The organism is Streptomyces sp. NPDC004266 (assembly GCF_042874095.1).
Lineage (GTDB): Bacteria > Actinomycetota > Actinomycetes > Streptomycetales > Streptomycetaceae > Streptomyces.
Genome location: NZ_JBIAMM010000010.1, coordinates 267614 through 286410, shown reverse-complemented (window position 1 = coordinate 286410; position 18797 = coordinate 267614). Strand labels below are relative to the sequence as shown.

General features: G+C 71.6%; 18 protein-coding genes and 1 riboswitch. Of the genes, 6 read left to right on the top strand and 12 right to left on the bottom strand.

The window, feature by feature from the left end:
- Positions 1-44: 44 nt before the first annotated feature.
- The 3 genes from ACFYUZ_RS24635 to ACFYUZ_RS24625 form a co-directional block, all read right to left on the bottom strand.
- Entirely contained in the window at positions 45-575 is a 531-nt protein-coding gene (locus ACFYUZ_RS24635; RefSeq protein WP_389312573.1) for an HXXEE domain-containing protein, read from the bottom strand.
- Positions 576-587: 12 nt separating this feature from the next.
- Positions 588-1751: a spermidine/putrescine ABC transporter substrate-binding protein gene (locus tag ACFYUZ_RS24630; RefSeq protein WP_389312571.1), complete on the bottom strand. Its 1164-nt coding sequence runs from the start codon at positions 1749-1751 to the stop codon at positions 588-590.
- 143 nt (positions 1752-1894) lie between these two features.
- Entirely contained in the window at positions 1895-3331 is a 1437-nt protein-coding gene (locus ACFYUZ_RS24625) for a gamma-aminobutyraldehyde dehydrogenase (protein ID WP_093873854.1), read from the bottom strand.
- A 205-nt stretch (positions 3332-3536) separates the two neighbouring features.
- On the opposite strand from ACFYUZ_RS24625, the gene ACFYUZ_RS24620 reads away from it, so the two are divergent.
- From ACFYUZ_RS24620 to ACFYUZ_RS24595, 6 genes are all read left to right on the top strand, one after another.
- The gene (locus ACFYUZ_RS24620; protein ID WP_030690618.1) at positions 3537-4028 is read left to right on the top strand and encodes an Lrp/AsnC family transcriptional regulator; all 492 of its coding nucleotides are present in this window, start codon (positions 3537-3539) and stop codon (positions 4026-4028) included.
- Positions 4013-5392: an aspartate aminotransferase family protein gene (locus ACFYUZ_RS24615; RefSeq protein WP_389312568.1), complete on the top strand. Its 1380-nt coding sequence runs from the start codon at positions 4013-4015 to the stop codon at positions 5390-5392. The genes ACFYUZ_RS24620 and ACFYUZ_RS24615 overlap by 16 nt, the downstream gene beginning before the upstream one ends.
- Positions 5393-5627: 235 nt before the next feature.
- Complete coding sequence (locus ACFYUZ_RS24610) at positions 5628-6356, top strand: ABC transporter ATP-binding protein (RefSeq protein ID WP_389312566.1); 729 nt, start codon at positions 5628-5630, stop codon at positions 6354-6356.
- Positions 6338-7489 carry a hypothetical protein gene (locus ACFYUZ_RS24605; protein ID WP_389312564.1) on the top strand — a complete coding sequence of 384 codons (1152 nt, stop codon included), beginning with the start codon at positions 6338-6340 and terminating at the stop codon, positions 7487-7489. The genes ACFYUZ_RS24610 and ACFYUZ_RS24605 overlap by 19 nt, the downstream gene beginning before the upstream one ends.
- 49 nt (positions 7490-7538) lie before the next feature.
- Positions 7539-8675, top strand: a complete 1137-nt coding sequence (locus ACFYUZ_RS24600; protein ID WP_389312562.1) for an LOG family protein — start codon at positions 7539-7541, stop codon at positions 8673-8675.
- A gap of 104 nt (positions 8676-8779) precedes the next feature.
- Positions 8780-9415 (top strand): hypothetical protein, encoded by a 636-nt coding sequence (locus ACFYUZ_RS24595; protein ID WP_389312560.1) that lies wholly within the window; start codon positions 8780-8782, stop codon positions 9413-9415.
- Here ACFYUZ_RS24595 and ACFYUZ_RS24590 read toward each other — a convergent pair.
- The 9 genes from ACFYUZ_RS24590 to tsf all read right to left on the bottom strand — a co-directional run bounded on the left by ACFYUZ_RS24590 (position 9387) and on the right by tsf (position 18797).
- Positions 9387-10034 carry a dihydrofolate reductase family protein gene (locus ACFYUZ_RS24590; protein WP_123455627.1) on the bottom strand — a complete coding sequence of 216 codons (648 nt, stop codon included), beginning with the start codon at positions 10032-10034 and terminating at the stop codon, positions 9387-9389. The two genes, ACFYUZ_RS24595 and ACFYUZ_RS24590, sit on opposite strands and share 29 nt — an antisense overlap.
- 81 nt (positions 10035-10115) lie before the next feature.
- Positions 10116-11138, bottom strand: a complete 1023-nt coding sequence (locus ACFYUZ_RS24585; protein ID WP_389312558.1) for an ABC transporter ATP-binding protein — start codon at positions 11136-11138, stop codon at positions 10116-10118.
- Positions 11138-12751 carry an ABC transporter permease gene (locus ACFYUZ_RS24580; protein ID WP_389312556.1) on the bottom strand — a complete coding sequence of 538 codons (1614 nt, stop codon included), beginning with the start codon at positions 12749-12751 and terminating at the stop codon, positions 11138-11140. The genes ACFYUZ_RS24585 and ACFYUZ_RS24580 overlap by 1 nt, the downstream gene beginning before the upstream one ends.
- 38 nt (positions 12752-12789) lie before the next feature.
- Positions 12790-13884 (bottom strand): thiamine ABC transporter substrate binding subunit, encoded by a 1095-nt coding sequence (locus tag ACFYUZ_RS24575; RefSeq protein WP_389312554.1) that lies wholly within the window; start codon positions 13882-13884, stop codon positions 12790-12792.
- A 76-nt stretch (positions 13885-13960) separates the two neighbouring features.
- Positions 13961-14070: riboswitch (TPP riboswitch) on the bottom strand.
- Positions 14071-14099: 29 nt separating this feature from the next.
- A complete protein-coding gene (gene rlmN, locus ACFYUZ_RS24570) occupies positions 14100-15206 on the bottom strand; it encodes a 23S rRNA (adenine(2503)-C(2))-methyltransferase RlmN (protein WP_033204794.1) in 1107 nt (368 codons plus the stop codon).
- A 79-nt stretch (positions 15207-15285) separates the two neighbouring features.
- Positions 15286-16380 (bottom strand): phosphatidate cytidylyltransferase, encoded by a 1095-nt coding sequence (locus ACFYUZ_RS24565; RefSeq protein WP_389312552.1) that lies wholly within the window; start codon positions 16378-16380, stop codon positions 15286-15288.
- Complete coding sequence (gene frr / locus ACFYUZ_RS24560) at positions 16380-16937, bottom strand: ribosome recycling factor (protein ID WP_026057589.1); 558 nt, start codon at positions 16935-16937, stop codon at positions 16380-16382. The genes ACFYUZ_RS24565 and frr overlap by 1 nt, the downstream gene beginning before the upstream one ends.
- Before the next feature lie 94 nt (positions 16938-17031).
- A complete protein-coding gene (gene pyrH / locus ACFYUZ_RS24555; RefSeq protein ID WP_389312550.1) occupies positions 17032-17796 on the bottom strand; it encodes a UMP kinase in 765 nt (254 codons plus the stop codon).
- Positions 17797-17960: 164 nt separating this feature from the next.
- Entirely contained in the window at positions 17961-18797 is an 837-nt protein-coding gene (tsf, locus tag ACFYUZ_RS24550; protein ID WP_389312549.1) for a translation elongation factor Ts, read from the bottom strand.

Here is an 18797-nt window from a genome sequence, read left to right as displayed (position 1 = left end):
TCTTGAACGCGTTCAGAAGTTGGGGTCGCGTTTTTTGAGCGCGTTCAGAACAGGGCGGCGACCCGCCGTCCCACGGCGTGCGACACCACCGTCGCCCCCGCCGCCACCGCGAGGCCCGTCACCACTCCCCCGAGCCTGAACGGCCGCAGCACCCCCGCCCGCCGCAGCCGACCGCGGGCCCACAGGGAGAAGGGGATGACGACGAGCGGCGAGGTGGCCGCGCCGGGGGTCACGTCCCGCACGGCGGCGGCCTGGGCGAGATGGACGAGCCCGTGCAGCCCGAAGCCGTTCACCGCGCCCTGGTAGAAGGCGGACCGGCCGCCGGAGCGCGCGCCGGCCACGGCGGCCGCGCCGACGATCAGCGCCATCACCCCGACGGCAGTGGCGAATTCGCGCTCGTCGACGGACTCGACGGCCTTCCACACCCGCTCCGGCACCCCGGGGAAGCGCTCGCGCAGCTCCGGCAGGTTCTCCCGGAGCCGGCGCGGCCCGCGCGCCAGCTCCTCGGCGTCGTGCGCGGCCCAGGCGAGGAACAGGCCGTAGGTGACGAGGGGGTTCGGATCCGATGAGGTCATGCCCCGCTCAACTCACAGCCCGACGATCGAGTTCCACCGCTTGGCGAACTCCTGGCGCTCCTCGGCGGTGATGTCCCGGGCGATGGCGAGCCGGCCGCGCATGTCGGCGTCCGGGAAGATCAGCGGGTCCTCGGCGAGCGCCACGAGCTCCTCGTCGCCGGAGTCCGCGAGGACCTTCTGGGCGGCCGGCACCGGGCAGACGTAGTTGACCCAGGCGGCGAGTTCGGCGGCGACCTCGGGCTCGTAGTAGTAGTCGACGAGCTTCTCGGCGTTGGTCTTGTGCTGGGCGAGGTTGGGGATCATGAGGGACTCGGCCCACAGTTCGGCGCCCTCCTCGGGGACGACGAACTCGATGTCCGGGTTGTCGGCCTGGAGCTGGATGACGTCGCCGGAGTACGCCTGGCAGGCGAGGACGTCGCCGGTGGACAGGTCCTTGATGTAGTCGTTGCCGGTGAAGCGCCGGATGTGCTTCTTCCGGACGAGCCCCTCGATCTGCTCGCACAGGGCGTGGAAGTCGTCGCCGGTCCACTTGGTCACGTCGACGCCCCTGCCCAGCATGAGCAGGGCGAAGGACTCGTCGAGCCCGGACAGCAGGGTGACCTTGCCGCGCAGGTCGTCGGCCCACAGCTCCTTGGTGGAGCGCAGCTCCCGGCCGAGCTTCTTCCGGTTGTACGCGATGCCGGTGATCCCGGACTGCCAGGGCACGCTGTGCAGCCGGCCGGGGTCGAAGGCGGGCGAGTCCAGCTGCGGGTCGAGGTGGCGCGTGACGTTCGGCTGGGCGGCGCGGTCCATCTCCTGGACCCAGCCGAGGCGGACGAAGCGGGCGGCCATCCAGTCGCTGACGACGATCAGGTCGCGCCCGGTCTCCTGGTGGTTCATCAGGGACGGGCTGATCTTGCCGAAGAACTCGTCGTTGTCGTTGATCTCCTCGGTGTACCGCACGGAGATCCCGGTCCGCTTCCGGAAGGCGTCGAGGGTCGGCCGCTTCGACGTGTCGTCGTCGTCGGTGTCGATGTACAGCGGCCAGTTGGCGAAGTCGAGGGTCCGGTCGCGCGCGGAGAGGTCCCGGCCGGCCCGGTCGCCCTCCTCGACGAAGGCGGCGGGGACCCCGCACCCGGCGAGCAGGGCCCCGGCCCCGGCACCGCCGATGCCGCGCAGCAGGGACCGGCGGGACATGTGTTTCCTGGCTGTCGCTCTCACCCGAGCAGCATCCCGGTCCCCCGCGACCTGCGGCAATGGACGGTCCGTCGAGCGACGGCGCGCGGCCCCGACACCCTGTCGATCAAGGTGTCGGGGCCGCGCGGGGGTCCGGGGCGGGATCAGCCCAGGGAGGTCATGACGTGCTTGATGCGCGTGTAGTCCTCGAAGCCGTAGGCGGAGAGGTCCTTTCCGTAGCCGGACTTCTTGTAGCCGCCGTGCGGCATCTCGGCGACGAGCGGGATGTGGGTGTTGATCCACACGCAGCCGAAGTCGAGCGACTTCGACATGCGCATCGCGCGCGCGTGGTCCTTGGTCCAGACGGAGGAGGCGAGGGCGTACTCGACGCCGTTCGCGAACTCCAGGGCCTGGGCCTCGTCCGTGAAGGACTGGACGGTGATGACCGGGCCGAAGACCTCGTTCTGCACGATCTCGTCGTCCTGCTTGAGGCCGGAGACGACGGTCGGGGCGTAGAAGTAGCCCTTGTCGCCTACGCGGTGGCCGCCGGCCTCGACCTTGGCGTGGGCCGGGAGGCGGTCGATGAAGCCGGTGACCTGCTTCAGCTGGTTGGCGTTGTTGAGCGGGCCGTACAGCACGTCCTCGTCGTCCGGCTGACCCGTCTTCGTCTCGGCGGCGGCCTTGGCGAGGGCGGCGACGAACTCGTCGTGGATGGACTCGTGCACGAGGACGCGGGTCGCGGCCGTACAGTCCTGGCCGGCGTTGAAGAAGCCGGCGACCGAGATGTCCTCGACGGCCTTCTCGATGTCGGTGTCCTCGAAGACGACGACCGGGGCCTTGCCGCCCAGCTCCAGGTGGACGCGCTTGACGTCCTTGGCCGCCGACTCGGCGACCTGCATGCCGGCGCGGACCGAGCCGGTGATGGAGGCCATCGCCGGGGTCGGGTGCTCGACCATGGCCTTGCCCGTCTCGCGGTCGCCGCAGACGACGTTGAAGACGCCCTTGGGGACGATCTGGCCGATGATCTCGGCCATCAGGACGGTCGACGCGGGGGTCGTGTCCGAGGGCTTGAGGACGACGGTGTTGCCCGCGGCGAGCGCCGGGGCGAACTTCCACACGGCCATCATCATCGGGTAGTTCCACGGCGCGACCTGCGCGCAGACGCCGACCGGCTCGCGGCGGACGATGGAGGTCATGCCCTCCATGTACTCGCCGGCCGAGCGGCCCTCGAGCAGCCGGGCGGCACCGGCGAAGAAGCGGATCTGGTCCACCATCGGCGGGATCTCTTCGCTGGCGGTGAGGGCGACCGGCTTGCCGGTGTTCTCGACCTCGGCGGCGATGAGCTCCTCGGCGCGCTCCTCGAAGGCGTCCGCGATCTTGAGGAGCACCTTCTGGCGCTCGGACGGCGTGCTGTCACGCCAGGCGGGGAAGGCGGCCGCGGCGGCCTCCATGGCGGCGTCGACGTCGGCCTGTCCCGAAAGCGGGGAGGTGGCGTACACCTCACCGGTGGCCGGGTTGACCACGTCGATGGTGCGGCCGTCGGCCGCGTCGCGGAACTCCCCGTTGATGTAGTTACGCAGCCGGCGCAGCTCGGTGGTCACTTGCCACCCCTCCTGTCACGTTCTGTCTTCGCACACCTTCGTGCGGTGTCCCGATGGGCGAGACACCCCAGCCTAATCGGTTCACTGACGCTTTCAACAGCCCCGACCCCCCTCAACTTCGGATTCGGTGAGATCAAGAGCGCTTCACAACGAATTTCATCAGTCTGGGCTTGCACGACTGACAATCTCGGTGCACAGTGAAGTCGTGGCCAGTCGAAGCACAGACCCCAGAACCGGAACCGGTTCGTCCCCGACGATCGACGCCGTCTCCCTGGCGATCATCAAGCAGCTCCAGGAGGACGGTCGCCGTCCCTACGCCGCCATCGGAAAGGCCGTCGGCCTCTCCGAAGCGGCCGTGAGACAGCGCGTCCAGAAGCTGCTCGACCAGGGCGTCATGCAGATCGTCGCCGTCACCGACCCCCTCACCGTGGGTTTCCGACGGCAGGCGATGGTCGGCATCAACGTCGAGGGTGACCTGGATCCGGTCGCGGAGGCACTGACGGCCATGGCCGAGTGCGAGTACGTGGTGATGACCGCGGGCTCCTTCGACCTCATGGTGGAGATCGTCTGTGAGGACGACGATCACCTGCTGGATGTGATCAACAAGCGCATCCGCACCCTCCCCGGCGTTCGCTCCACCGAGAGCTTCGTCTACCTCAAGCTCAAGAAGCAGACCTACATGTGGGGAACTCGATAACCGTGACCCAGGACCTGTCCAAGACCGCGTACGACCACCTGTGGATGCACTTCACCCGCATGTCGTCCTACGAGAACAACCCCGTCCCCACCATCGTGCGTGGTGAGGGCACCTACATCTTCGACGACAAGGGCAAGCGCTACCTCGACGGTCTCGCGGGTCTCTTCGTGGTCAACGCCGGACACGGCCGCCAGGAGCTGGCCGAGGTCGCGTACAAGCAGGCCCAGGAGCTCGCGTTCTTCCCCGTGTGGTCGTACGCGCACCCCAAGGCCGTCGAGCTCGCCGAGCGCCTGGCCGGCTACGCCCCGGGCGACCTCAACAAGGTCTTCTTCACCACCGGTGGCGGCGAGGCCGTCGAGACCGCCTGGAAGCTCGCCAAGCAGTACTTCAAGCTGCAGGGCAAGCACACCAAGTACAAGGTCATCTCGCGTGCGGTCGCCTACCACGGCACCCCGCAGGGCGCCCTGTCCATCACGGGCCTCCCGGCCCTCAAGGCCCCCTTCGAGCCGCTGGTCCCCGGCGCGCACAAGGTCCCCAACACCAACATCTACCGCGCCCCGATCCACGGCGACGACCCCGAGGCCTTCGGCCGCTGGGCCGCCGACCAGATCGAGCAGCAGATCCTCTTCGAGGGCCCCGACACCGTCGCGGCCGTCTTCCTGGAGCCGGTGCAGAACGCCGGCGGCTGCTTCCCGCCGCCGCCCGGCTACTTCCAGCGCGTCCGCGAGATCTGCGACCAGTACGACGTGCTGCTCGTCTCCGACGAGACGATCTGCGCCTTCGGCCGCCTCGGCACGATGTTCGCCTGTGACAAGTTCGGCTACGTGCCGGACATGATCACCTGCGCCAAGGGCATGACCTCGGGCTACTCCCCGATCGGCGCCTGCATCGTCTCGGACCGCATCGCGGAGCCGTTCTACAAGGGCGACAACACCTTCCTGCACGGCTACACCTTCGGCGGCCACCCGGTCTCCTCGGCCGTGGCCCTGGCGAACCTCGACATCTTCGACAAGGAGGGCCTGAACCAGCACGTGCTGGACCAGGAGGGCAACTTCTTCTCGACGCTGCAGAAGCTGCACGACCTGCCGATCGTCGGCGACGTCCGCGGCAACGGCTTCTTCTACGGCATCGAGCTCGTCAAGGACAAGGCCACCAAGGAGTCCTTCACGGACGAGGAGACCGAGCGCGTGCTCTACGGCTTCCTCTCCAAGGCGCTCTTCGACAACGGCCTGTACTGCCGTGCCGACGACCGCGGCGACCCGGTCATCCAGCTGGCCCCGCCGCTGATCGCCGACCAGGGCACCTTCGACGAGATCGAAGGCATCCTGCGCTCGGTGCTCACCGAGGCGTGGACCAAGCTGTAAGCACGGGGCTGCGAGGACCGAACCACGGCGGTCCTCCCCAGCATCACGCCGCCCTCACGGCGTGACCCCCACGGCCCGGGCATGCCGCCATCCGAGTGGATGGCGGCGGCCCGGGCCGTGTGCTGTCCGTACAACCGGATATGGATCCTTACGGTGCCGAGTGACCGACAGGCCCGTCCCTTCGTTCCCCCGGACGGGGGTAGGCGATATCGGATCCGACATCGAGGTGTACGCGATGGCCCCACCGGACAACGACGTGCTCTGGGCGCGTTCCCTGCACTGTGCCCTGGGCGGTTCGGACGCGCTCAGCGGCGTCTCCCTCGGCGTCCGCGAAGGCGAGATCCTCGCCGTCGTCGGACCCCGTGGCAGCGGCAAGACCACCCTCCTGCGCTGCCTCTCCGGCCAGCTCGTCCCCCAGCAGGGCGAGGTCTGGTTCAACAGCGGCCCCGTGCACACCCTGGGCCCCGCCCAGCGCGAACGGCTCCGGCGCGACCGCTTCGGCTGGATCGACCCCGAGCCCGGCCTCGTCCCCGAGCTCACCGGCTGGGAGAACACCGCCCTGCCGCTGCTGCTCCGCGGGACCTCCCACCGGGCCGCGAAGACCGCCGCCCTGGAGTGGCTGGAGCGGCTCGACATCGGGGGCTGCGCCCGCAAGCGGCCGCACGCCCTCACCCAGTCCCAGCGCCAGCGCATCGCGATCGCCCGCGCCCTGGTCACCACCCCGTCGGTCCTCTTCGCCGACGAACCGACCGCCACCCTGCACCGGGCCGACGGCGCGCAGGTCCTGCGCACCCTCACGGCCGCGGCCCGCTCGCACGACATCACCGTGCTCCTCGCCACCCACGACGGCGAGGTCGCGGCGCTGGCCGACCGGACCGTCACCCTCCTCGACGGACGCAGGGTCGCCGCCGTACCCCCGGCGACAGGGGCGGAGGGCGTCGCCGCGTGCTCGCTCTCCGTCTAGCCCGCGGGACCCACCCCCTCGTCCTGACCCGGCGGCTCCTCGTCGCCGCCGCGGCCGCGGGGGTGGGCTTCCTCCTGCTCTGCACCCTCGGATACGCCGTCGGACACCCCGACCGGTCCTCGGCGTCCGTGCTGCGGCTGCTCTGGTGCGCCCTGCCGCTCGCCGCGACCGTCCAGTTCGCCGTCGCGGTGGCCCGCACCGACCCCAGCACCCGGCCGCGCCCCGGGCTCTCCGCCATCGGTCTCGGCCCCGCCCGGCTCACCGCGATCGCCGCCGCCTCGACGGCCCTCGCCTGCACGCTCGGCTCGACGATCGCGCTCCTGTTCTACCTGCACCTGCGCGGCGACATCACGGGCCTCCCCTTCGACGGGGCGGCAGCCGGGCTCCTCGCCGCCGACCAGCCGGTCCCCCTCGCGGCCGCCCTCACCCTGCTCGCCGTCCTCCCGGTCGTCGCCGCCACGGCGGCCGGCCTGGCGCTGCGGCCCCGCACCGCGCCCGCCGCGCCGGAGGGCGTCGAGAAGGCGATGCCCTCCGGGCTGCCCTGGGGGGTCGCCCTGGTCGCGGTCGGCCTCGCGACCGAGACGTACGCGAGCCGGAGCGGCTCCGGGAGCGGCCTCCCGCTGCCGGGCGGCTTCGACGGCAACCCGGCGGGCGTCCTCGCCGGCTGGGTCCTCACCGCCGTGGGCCTCGCCATGGCCGGACCGGGCCTCGCGTACGGCTGCGGCCGGCTCCTCCAGGCCGTCCGGCCGGGCGCCACCCGGCTGCTCGCGGGCCGCGTCCTGATGGACGAGTCCCGCCGCATCGGCCGGCCGCTCGGAGTGGTCAGCGCGGTGCTCTCCGGCCTCCTCGCGGCGTCCCGGCTGTACGGGTCGGACGGCGGCTCCGAGGCATTCGGCCCGCTCACCGGCCTCGGCGCGGCCCTGATCCTGGCCTGCACCACCGCCACCCTCCTGACCGCCGCCCTGGAATCCCGGCAGGGCCGCGCCCACACCACCGAGGCACTCCTGCGCATCGGCGCCCCGCCCACCGTCCTGCGCACGGCGGCCCTGCTGCGCGCCGGCGCCCTGCTCGCCGTCTTCCTCCCCCTGACCTGGACGATCGCGGAGCTGGCGGCCCTGCCGCTGACGGGCTGAGGCGGCCGCGCGAGGGGCCGCCCTCCGTGGCGGCCCCTATCGTGGGCCCATGGCGACGCTCCCCCCGGCACACCGCCCGCCCGGACCGCGCGGGCACGGACGCGAGATCCACACCCTCGCCGAGTTCGACGCGGCGCTCGCCCGCCCCGGCTCGCTCGCCGGACACCGGATCCAGTCGGTCGACCTCACCGGCCGGACCTTCGCCCTGCTCACCGCCGTCACCGCCGACGCCGTCTTCCTCGGCTGCCCGATGGAGCCGGAGGCCGCCGTCAAGGTCCGCGCCGACGGGGCCCTCGTCTTCCCGCCCGTCCCCGAGCTGCCCTTCGACCCCTACCGGGCCCGGCTCTACACGCCCGAGGAACTCTTCGAGGGGATCGCCGACGCCGGGTACGAGGGGACGCCGGACGCGCGCGCGTACGCCTGGTTCGGCCGGACCAGGGCCGACGGGGACATCCTCTCCTCGATGCTCCGCTCCCTGCACGACGACGCCGTCTCCGACGCCCTCGACGAACACCTCGACGGGGCCCGGGTCGTCGGCGTCATGGGCGGGCACGCGATGGGCCGGGGCACGGAGGCGTACGCGGGCGCGGCCCGGCTCGGCAGGACCCTGGCCCGCGCCGGGCTGACCGTGGCGACCGGCGGCGGACCGGGCGCGATGGAGGCCGCGAACCTCGGCGCCTACCTCGCCCCCTTCGACGACGCGGCCTTCGCCTCGTCGCTCGACCTGCTCGCCCGGGCCCCGTCCTTCACCCCGTCGGTGACGGACTGGGCCCGCGCCGCCTTCGCGGTCCGGGCCCGGTGGCCGGGCGGCGGGGACTCGGTCGGCATCCCCACCTGGTTCTACGGCCACGAGCCGCCGAACCCCTTCGCCGGGCACATCGCCAAGTACTTCGCCAACGCCACCCGTGAGGACGGCCTCCTGGCCCGCTCGACGGCGGGCATCGTCTTCCTGCCGGGCGCGGCGGGCACGGTCCAGGAGATCTTCGACGACGCGACCCCGAACTACTACGGGTCCCGGGGCGCGCCGACCCCGATGGTCCTGGTGAACCGCGCCCACTGGACCACCCGCCTCCCGGCCTGGCCCCTCCTGGAGGCCCTCGCCGCCGGCCGCCCGATGGCGGCCCGGATCGCCCTGGTGGACTCGATCGACGAGGCCCCGGGGGCGCTGGAGCGACTCGGGGCGTAGCGGGTCTCCGCCGCGCGGCGGAGCCGAGCACGCCCCTGGGCCGACGCGGGCGAAGGCCGTCGGCGGGAGGCTCGGGCCATGACACCGAAGACGCTCCTGGCCACGTGGCCGTCCTGGGCGCGGTGCTGTGGAGCCGCGCGGCCCTGGCGCACCGGCGCCGGAGGCTCGGGACGTGCCCGTACTGCGGCGGGCGCGGCCACGGCGCCACGGGCGCGGAGAGCGCGCCCGCCACCCGCGCCGGTCTCGTCGCCGTCGCCGCCCTGGTCCCGTACACGGTCCTCAAGACGGCCTGGGCACTGGGCGTCACCCCCGGCCACACGGGCACCGGCCGCCCCGGCGCCGACCCCGAGTACACCAGCGACCTGGGCCTCTGGCTGTACGACCACGGGGTCGACGTCACCGCCGTCCTGGCCCTCCTCGGCATGGCCCTCGCGCTGGCGCTGACCCTCCCGTGGGGACGGCGGCTGCCCCGGCTGCCGCTGCTCGCGCTCGGCTGGACCGGGGCGGGCGCGCTCGCCCCGCTCGGCGCGTTCCTGGTGGCCCTGGGCGTCCTGGCCTGGACGGGCGCGATCGGCGTCGGCGCGGCGGACCACGCCCCCTGGGCGGTCGCCGTCGCCTACGGCGGCTTCTGCGGCTACGGGCTCGCGCTCGCCCGGGCCACCCGCGTGTACCAGCGGGCCACCCGTACCGTCTGCGAGCACTGCCGGCCGGTCACTTCCGCCAGTACAGGTGGTGCGTGACCTTCCCGCTCGGGCTGGGCACGACATCGCGGTGGAAGCGGTCGAGCAGCTCGTCGGGCGAGTCCCAGAGCTTCACCCCCGCCCCGAGCTTCACCGGCGACACCGCGACGTGCAGGGTGTCGACGAGGTCCGCGTCGAGGAACTCCCGGATGGTGGTGGCCCCGCCACCGAGGCGGACGTCCTTCCCCTGCGCCGCCTCCTTCGCCCGCGCGAGCGCCGTCGCCGGGTCCGCGTCGACGAAGTGGAACGTGGTGTCGGAGAGCGTGAACGACGGACGCGGGTGGTGGGTCAGCACGAACACCGGCGTGTGGAACGGCGGCTCGTCGCCCCACCAGCCCTTCCACTCCTCGTTCTCCCAGGGCCCGCGCTGGGGCCCGAACTTGTTGCGGCCCATGATCTCGGCCCCGATGTTCCGGTGGAAGTCCCGGGTCAGATAGTCGTCGAGGCCCCGGCTGCCCCCGGGATCGGTGCGGTTCGGCCAGCTCGCCGTGGCCCCCGCCCACGAGAACATCGCCGCGGGATCCGCGTGCCCGAACGGCCGTTCAAGGCTCTGGCCCTCCCCCGTACCGAATCCGTCGGACGAGACCATGAAGTTCTGCACCCTGAGCAACTGGCCCATGGCTGTTCCTCCCGCGTGGTCGACAGTGAGACGCCGTACGCACAGGAGACTCCCCCGACCCGGAAAACTCATCGCCCCGCGCTACGGAACCTCGTCCCCCAGCACCACCACGTCCTCCGCCCGGAACTCCACGCCCACCCCGGCGCCCTCCTCAGGCGCCTCCCGGAGCGGAAGCTCGGCCTCCAGCGCCGGCCCCTCGGGCGGGCGGAGCCGTACGACGACCTGGCTGCCCCGGAAGGTCCTGGACTCCACCGTCCAGGCGGGGCCGTCCTCCACGAGCCGCACCCCGCCCGGACGGACGAGGAGCCGCCGCTCCCCCTCCGGCGAGCCGTCCGGGACCGGCACCTTCCCCCACACCGTCTGCGCGACCGTGCCGGTCACCCGCGCCGCCACCACGTTGTCGAAGCCCAGGAACCGCGCCACGAACTCCGAGGCGGGCCGCCGCCACACCTCGGCCGGCGCGCCCGACTGGGCGATCCGCCCGTCCCGCATGACCACGAGCCGGTCGGCGAGGGCGAAGGCCTCGCCCTGGTCGTGGGTGACGGCGAGGACCGTCGTCCCGAGCCGCCCGAAGAGCTGCCGCAGCTCCACCACGAGCCGCTCCCGCAGACCCCGGTCGAGCTGGCCGAGCGGTTCGTCGAGCATCAGCAGCCGGGGCCGGGGCGCGAGCGCGCGGGCGAGCGCCACCCGCTGCTGCTCGCCGCCGGACAGCGCGGCGACGGACCGCCGCTCGGCGCCGGGGAGGCCGACGAGGTCGAGCAGCTCCCGCACGCGCTCGGCCCGTTCGGCCTTCCCGGCGCCCCGCATGCGCAGGCCGAAGGAGACGTTGCCGCCGACGTCCCGCTGCGGGAAGAGCTGGTGGTCCTGGAACATCAGGCCGACGCCCCGCCGGTGCACCGGCACCCCGGCCTGGTCGGCGCCGCCGAGCAGCACCCGGCCGCCGTCGAGCGACTGGAGCCCCGCGACGGCCCGCAGCAGCGTGGACTTGCCGCTGCCGCTCGGGCCGAGCACGCACACGATCTCGTGCTCGGCGACGTCCAGGTCCACGGCGTCGAGCACGGCCCGCTCCCCGAACCGTACGGTCGCGTCCTCGATCGACAGCATCAGAACTCCCCGGAGGTCCGGTCGGTGCGGAGCCGTTCGAGCAGCAGCAGGGACACCGCGCACACCACCATCAGAATCGTCGAGAGGGCCATCGCCTGGCCGTAGTTGAGCTCGCCGGGCCGACCGAGCAGCCGGGCCACCGCCACCGGGAGCGTCGGGCTGTCGGGCCGGGCGATGAAGACGGTCGCCCCGAACTCTCCGAGCGACACCGCGAAGGCGAACCCGGCCGCGATGAGCAGCGCCCGCCGCACCAGCGGCAGGTCCACCTCCCGCCAGGCCCGCCACGGCGAGGCGCCGAGCACGGCCGCCGCCTCCCGCAGCCGCTCGTCCACGGCGCGCAGGACCGGCAGCATCGTCCGTACGACGAAGGGGACGCCGACCAGGGCCTGGGCGAGCGGTACGAGGATCCAGACGGCCCGCAGGTCGAGCGGCGGCTCGTCGAGGGTGATGAGGAAGCCGAAGCCGACGGTGACGGCGGAGACCCCGAGCGGCAGCATCAGCAGCGCGTCGAAGCCCCGGGTGAGGCGCCCGGCCCGCCGGGTGAGGGCCGCCGCCGCGAGCCCGCCGATCAGCACCGCGATGGCGGTGGCGGCCACCGCGTACCGCAGCGAGTTCCCGATCGCCTCCAGCGGCGGGACGAGGAAGGTCCCGGACTCGTCGAGCGAGCCGAGCGCCCGGTAGTAGCCGAGCCCGTACCCGTGCGGTCCGGCGAAGGAGCGCTCCACGAGGACGCCCAGCGGCAGGAGGATCAGCAGCGCCACCGAGAGGAGGACGCCGCCGAGCAGCGCCCACTGCCCGGCGCCGCGCGGCCGGCGCGCGGTCCGCTCCGGCGCCACGAGCCGCAGGGCGGTCTCCCGCCGCCGCACCGTCCAGGCGTGGACGCCCAGGATCGCGCCGACCGCCGCGAACTGGACGAGCGTGAGCACGGCCGCCGTCGGCAGGTCGAGCAGCCGGGCGGTCTGCCGGTAGATCTCGGCCTCCAGCGTGGAGTACGCGTCCCCGCCGAGGATCTGCACGACGCCGAAGGAGGTGAAGGTGAAGAGGAAGACCATCAGGGCGGCCGCCGCCACCGCCGGCACGAGCGCGGGCAGCGTCACCGTCCGCCAGGCCGTCCAGCGGGAGGCGCCGAGGACCCGGGCGGCCTCCTCCTGGCGCGGGTCGAGCTGCGACCAGAGGCCGCCGACGGTCCGGACGACGACCGCGTAGTTGAAGAAGACGTGCGCGAGGAGGATCGCCCACACGCTGGTGTCGAGCCGCAGCCCCCACAGCTCGTCGGTGAGCCCGCCCCGGCCGACGAGCGCCAGGAACGCCGTGCCGACGAGGACGGTCGGCAGCACGAACGGCACCGTGACGACGGCCCGCAGCACGCTCTTGCCGGGGAAGTCGAAGCGGGCGAAGACGTACGCCCCGGGCAGCGCCACCAGGAGGGTGAGCCCGGTGGAGGCGAGCGCCTGCCAGACGGTGAAGCCGAGCACGTCGAGGATGTCCGGCCGGCTCAGCGTCTCGCCGATCCGGCCGAACCGCCAGGCGCCGTCGGGGCGGAGTCCCCGGTCCACGATGGACACGACGGGCCAGGCGAAGAAGACCCCGAAGAACGCGACGGGCAGGGCCATCAGCCCCAGCCTCGTCGCGCTCCCCCGGAGGTCGCGGGTCACTTCAGGACGAGCGACGACCACTGCTGGATCCACGGGTCACGCTTCTCGGCGATCTTCTCGGGCGCCATGGTCTCCGGCTTCTCGATCACCACGCCGTGCTTGGTGAACAGCTCCGGCAGGGCCGCGTCCTTCGCCACCGGGTTGACGAACATCTGGAGCGGCATGTCCTCCTGGAACTTCTTGGAGATCAGGAAGTCGATCAGCGCCTTGCCGCCCTCGGGGTTCTTCGCGCCGTTCAGCAGGCCGGCGAACTCGGTCTGCCGGAAGCAGGTGCCGGTGGAGACGCCGGTGGGCGCCACCTTCGGCTGCGGCTCGCCGTACAGCACCTCGACCGGGGGGCTGGAGGCGTACGACACGACCAGCGGCCGGTCGCCCTTGGCCTGCTTGCCGCCGGCCGAGCCGGAGAACTCCTGGTTGTAGGCGAGCTCCCAGCTGTCGACGGTCTTCACGCCGTTGGCCTTGAGCTTCTTCCAGTAGTCCTGCCAGCCCTCGTCGCCGTACTTCGCGGCCGTGCCGAGGAGGAAGCCCAGGCCCGGGGAGGACCGCTCGGGGTTCTCCACCACCAGCAGGTCCTTGTACGCCGGCTTCGCGAGGTCGTCGAAGGTGACCGGCGGCGCCAGCTTCTTGTCCGCGAAGTACTTCTTGTCGTAGTTGACGCAGATGTCGCCGGAGTCGATCGGGGTGACCCGGTGCTCCTTGTCGAGCCGGTACGCGGCCGGGACCCGGTCCAGGCCCTTCGCCTCGTACGGGACGAAGATCCCGTTGTCGAGGGCGCGGGACAGCAGCGTGTTGTCGACGCCGAAGAAGACGTCGCCCTGCGGGGAGCCCTTGGTCAGGATCTCCTTGTTGACGGCCTCGCCCGCGTCGCCGCTCTTCAGCACCTTGACGGTGAAGCCGGTCTGCCGGGTGAAGTCCGCCAGCACCTCCTTGGAGGCGTTGAAGGAGTCGTGGCTCACCAGCGTCACCGTCTTCGGCGCGGGCTGGTCGGTCTTGCCGGCCGCGCCCCGCACGTCGTCGGTGCCGCACGCGGCCAGGCCGGTGACGCCGAGCGCCGCGACGATCGCGGCGGCAGCGGCCTTCTTGATGCTCACTGGTTTTCCTCCTGGGTGTGACCAGGAAGAGACGCGGCCCTGCCCACGTCCGGCGGACGCGGGCAGGGCGCAACAGCTTGAGTTACGACCGAACTTCCTACCCAGAATGACCTGGGCGAGGTTCAGAGGGTCTGCGGTCTACGGTTACCGCACTCTCAGCGCTGTGGCGCTCCCCTGTCGGAATATGGAGATGTGTTCGAGCTCAGACTACAAGGTCAGCGCTCGGCGGCCGCGAGCTGTCCACAGGCGCCGTCGATCTCCTGGCCGCGGGTGTCCCGCACGGTCACCGGCACGCCGTGGCGGGCGATCGCCTCGACGAAGGCCTTCTCGTCCTCCGGGCGGGACGCCGTCCACTTCGAACCGGGCGTCGGGTTCAGCGGGATCAGGTTGACGTGGACCCGCTTGCCCTTGAGCAGCCTGCCGAGCAGGTCGCCGCGCCAGGCCTGGTCGTTGATGTCCCGGATGAGGGCGTACTCGATGGAGATCCGGCGCCCGGACTTCTCCGCGTACTCCCAGGCCGCGTCGAGGACCTCGCGGACCTTCCAGCGGGTGTTGACCGGCACCAGGGTGTCGCGCAGCTCGTCGTCCGGGGCGTGCAGCGAGACCGCGAGACGGCACTTGAAGCCCTCGTCGGCGAAGCGCAGCATCGCGGGCACGAGGCCGACGGTGGAGACGGTGATGCCGCGCTGCGAGAGCCCGAGGCCGTCCGGCTCGGGGTCCGTCAGCCTGCGGATCGCCCCGACCACGCGCTTGTAGTTGGCGAGCGGCTCGCCCATGCCCATGAAGACGATGTTGGAGAGCCGCGCCGGTCCCCCGGGCACCTCCCCGTCCCGCAGGGACCGCATGCCGTCCACGATCTGGTGCACGATCTCGGCGGTCGACAGGTTCCGGTCGAGCCCCGCCTGCCCGGTCGCGCAGAACGGGCAGTTCATGCCGCAGCCGGCCTGCGAGGAGATGCACATGGTCACCCGGTCCGGGTAGCGCATGAGCACCGACTCCACGAGCGTGCCGTCGTGCAGCCGCCACAGGGTCTTGCGGGTGGTGTCGTCGTCGCACGAGATGTGCCGCACCACGGACATCAGGTCGGGCAGCAGCTCCCCGGCCAGCTTCTCCCGCGAGGCGGCCGGGATGTCGGTCCACTCGGCGGGGTCGTGCGCGTACCGCGCGAAGTAGTGCGTGGACAGCTGCTTGGCGCGGAAGGGCTTCTCGCCGATCGCGGCGACGGCCTCCTTCCGCTCGGCGGGCGAGAGGTCGGCCAGGTGCCGCGGCGGCTTCTTGGCTCCGCGGGGGGCGACGAAAGTGAGTTCTCCGGGCTTGGGCATGGTGGTACCAGTGTCGCAGACGTACGGGGAAGGGCCCGCCGTCGACCGGACGGCGGGCCCTTCCCCGTGAAATCGCCGATCAGGCCGTTCCGACGAACAGTGCCAGCAGCAGCCACACCACCGGCGCCGTCGGCAGCAGCGAGTCCAGCCGGTCCATGATGCCGCCGTGGCCCGGCAGCAGCGTGCCCATGTCCTTGATGCCCAGGTCGCGCTTGATCATGGACTCGCCGAGGTCGCCGAGCGTCGCGCTCGCCGCCACCGCCAGGCCGAGGATCAGACCCTGCCACCAGGCGCCCTCGTCGATCATGAACTCCATGCACAGCGCGCCCGCCGCCATCGCGAACGTCACCGCGCCGACCAGACCCTCCCGGGTCTTGCCGGGGCTGATCCGCGGGGCCAGCTTGTGCTTGCCGAAGCGCCAGCCGATCGCGTACGCCCCGGTGTCGCTGACCACGGTCAGGATCAGGAAGGTCAGCACCCGCTGCGCCCCGTCGTCCGCGGTCAGCAGCAGCGCCACGAAGGTCGCAAGGAACGGCACGTAGAACGCGGCGAAGACCCCCGCCGTGACGTCCTTCAGATAGCCCTCGGGCGGCTCCGTCATCCGCCAGACGAGCACCGCGAGCGCCGTCAGGGCCATCGCCACCCAGGCGCCCTCGGGGCCCCGGACGTAGCCGGCGACGACCATCGCCGCGCCGCCGACCGCGAGCGGGACCAGCGGAGCCTTGATCGCCTTGCGTTCCTGGAGGCGGGAGACGAGCTCCCACAGGCCGACGACCACGGCGACCGCTATCACCCCGACGAACGCCGGCTTCCAGATGAACAGCGACGCGATGATGACGGCACCGAGACCGACCCCGACCCCTATGGCCGCGCCCAGGTCGCGGCCCGCGCTCTTCTTCTGCCGTGGCTCCGGCGGCGGAGGCGGGGTGGGGCTGGACATGGGCTCCTGCGGGTGCTCGTGCGGCGTCTCGTCACGGAACAGGGGACCGCTCGGGTGAGCGGCCCCCCGGTCGTGACCGTCCTGGAATCCGCCGGCGGGAACGTCGGGCACGATGGGCATGGGCCGAGTCTGCGCCGCCTGATGCCGATCGTATGCGGGACCCGCCGGGGCGGGCCCCTGGTCGGGTCCCCCACGGCCGGAACCGGCCGGGGCCCCCCAGGAAGAGTCGTTCATCAGACCTCGAGCAGCTCGGCTTCCTTGTGCTTGAGCAGCTCGTCCACCTGCGCGACGTACTTCGCGGTGGTGTCGTCGAGCTCCTTCTCGGCGCGGCGGCCCTCGTCCTCGCCGACCTCGCCGTCCTTGACGAGCTTGTCGATGGTCTCCTTGGCCTTGCGGCGCACCGAGCGGATCGAGATCTTCGAGTCCTCGGCCTTGCCCTTGGCGACCTTGATGTACTCCCGGCGGCGCTCCTCGGTCAGCTCGGGGAACACCACCCGGATGATGTTGCCGTCGTTGCTCGGGTTGACCCCGAGGTCCGAGTCCCGGATGGCCTGCTCGATGTTGCGCAGGGCGCTCTTGTCGAACGGCGTCACCACGGCCATGCGCGGCTCCGGGACGGAGAAGGACGCCAGCTGGTTGATGGGGGTGATGGCACCGTAGTAGTCGGCCACGATCTTGTTGAACATCGCCGGGTGCGCACGGCCGGTGCGGATCGCGGCGAAGTCCTCCTTGGCGACCACGACGGCCTTCTCCATCTTCTCCTCGGCCTCGAGGAGGGTCTCTTCGATCACCACTTGCTCCTGCGTGTCGTCGCGTTGTGTCCTGCACGGTGTACGACCGGCAGGGCTCTGTCCATCCCCTTGCGGGGCGGTTCCCCGGTTCGGGTCAGGCCCGGGTGCCCTGGTCGCTCACGAGCGTGCCGATCTTCTCACCCTTCACCGCGCGAGCGATATTGCCCTCGGTGAGCAGTTCGAAGACGAGGATCGGGAGGTTGTTGTCCCGGCACAGGGTGATGGCGGTGGCGTCGGCGACCTTGAGGTCGCGGGAGATCACCTCGCCGTATTCGAGGGCGTCGAACTTGACCGCGTCGGGGTTGGCCTTCGGGTCGGAGTCGTAGACGCCGTCCACGCCGTTCTTGCCCATGAGCAGGGCCTCGGCGTCGATCTCCAGGGCGCGCTGGGCGGCGGTGGTGTCCGTGGAGAAGTACGGCATGCCCATGCCCGCACCGAAGATGACCACGCGGCCCTTCTCCAGGTGGCGCACGGCGCGCAGCGGGATGTACGGCTCGGCGACCTGGCCCATGGTGATGGCGGTCTGGACGCGGGAGTCGATGCCCTCCTTCTCCAGGAAGTCCTGGAGGGCGAGGCAGTTCATCACCGTGCCGAGCATGCCCATGTAGTCGGAACGGGCCCGGTCCATGCCGCGCTGCTGGAGCTCGGCACCGCGGAAGAAGTTGCCTCCGCCGATCACGATCGCGATCTCCGCGCCGTCGCGGACGACGGCCGCGATCTCACGCGCGATGGCGTGCACGACGTCGGGGTCGACGCCCAGGCCGGTGCCGCCGGAGAAGGCTTCTCCGGACAGCTTCAGCATGTAGCGGCCGACCTTCTTGCCGTTGTTGTCGTCGCCCTGTACGGCGCCCTGGTTCATGGAGATCTCCTCGTGCACATACGAAGGAGGCCATTGCCTTGGGTCCTCTCGGTATCCCGTACGGCAATGGCCTCCTCGTCAGATCTGCGGTCGTCCTGCGCGTGCGCGGCCGACTGCTTCAGACCCTACCGGGGTCCGGTGTCCGTCGCTGTTCGCGTACGGACTCAGATGCCGACCTTGATGCGGGTGAAGCGCTTCAGGGTGACACCGGCCTCGTCCAGGACCTTCTGGACGGACTTCTTGTTGTCCAGGGCGTACGGCTGGCCGAGCAGCGTGGCGTCCTTGAAGAAGCCGTTGACGCGACCCTCGACGATCTTGGCGATCGCGGCCTCGGGCTTGCCCTCGGCGCGGGTGGTCTCCTCGGCGATGCGACGCTCGGACTCGACGACCTCGGCCGGGATGTCCTCCTTGGTGAGGTACTTCGGCGCGAAGGCGGCGATGTGCTGGGCGACACCCTTGGCGACGTCGGCGTCGGCCTTGTCGAACTCGACGAGGACACCGATCTGCGGCGGGAGGTCCGGCATCGTGCGGTGCATGTACGCGTAGACGAAGCCGTCGGCGTACTGCGCGAAGCGGTCGAGGACGATCTTCTCGCCGAGGTTGGCGTTGGCCTCGTCGACGAACGCCTGGACGGTCTTGCCGGCCTCGATCTCGGAGGCGAGCAGGGCCTCGATGTCGGCCGGAGCGGTGGCGGCGACGTGCTTGGCCAGCTCGGCGGCGACGGCCTGGAACTTGTCACCCTTGGCGACGAAGTCCGTCTCGCACTTCAGCTCGACGAGGACGCCGGAGGTGTTGTCGTCGGCGATGAGGGAGACCACGGCGCCGTTCTCGGCAGAGCGGCCCTCGCGCTTGGCGACGCCCTTCTGACCCTTGATACGGAGCGCCTCGACGGCCTTGTCGACGTTGCCGTCGGCCTCGTCCAGGGCCTTCTTGCAGTCCATCATGCCGGCGCCGGTGAGCTCGCGGAGCTTCTTGACGTCAGCGGCGGTGTAGTTCGCCAT